The organism is Neisseria sp. P0021.S007, assembly GCF_051956855.1.
The window spans coordinates 1-470 of record NZ_JBQCXA010001505.1; the positions used below are offsets into that span (position 1 = coordinate 1).

Consider the following 470-nt stretch of genomic DNA (forward strand, 5'->3'; position numbering starts at 1 on the left):
GTTCCAAGGCCACTTTCCCGACCTGCCCGTGATGCCTGGCGTGTTGATTATCGAAGCCATGGCGCAAGCGTGCGGCACACTGGCCATCCTCAGCGAAGGCGGCCGCAAAGAAAACGAATTCTTCTTCTTCGCCGGTATCGACGATGCCCGTTTAAAACGCCAAGTCATCCCCGGCGACCAACTGGTTTTTGAAGTCGAGCTGCTGACCAACAAACGCGGTATCGGCAAATTCAACGCCGTTGCCAAAGTCGACGGCCAAGTTGCCGTTGAAGCCGTGATTATGTGCGCCAAACGCGTGGTGTAAGAATGGGACAGGCCGTCTGAACGTTCAGACGGCATCTTGCAGGCAATACCTGTATCAGACAGCAAGGAGACAGCATGACCCTTATCCATCCGACCGCCGTCATCGACCCTAAAGCCGAACTCGACTCCAGCGTCAAAGTCGGCCCATACAGCATCATCGGCCCCAA

1 protein-coding gene and 1 pseudogene are annotated in these 470 nt (G+C 56.0%); both read left to right on the forward strand.

The window, feature by feature from the left end:
• Nucleotides 1-304: 3-hydroxyacyl-ACP dehydratase FabZ (gene fabZ, locus ACTHUR_RS19955; protein WP_440400533.1), on the forward strand; the 304-nt coding region annotated here is incomplete at its 5' end.
• Between the two features lie 74 nt (nucleotides 305-378).
• Nucleotides 379-470 (forward strand): annotated as a pseudogene (locus tag ACTHUR_RS19960) (acyl-ACP--UDP-N-acetylglucosamine O-acyltransferase); the annotation flags it as partial.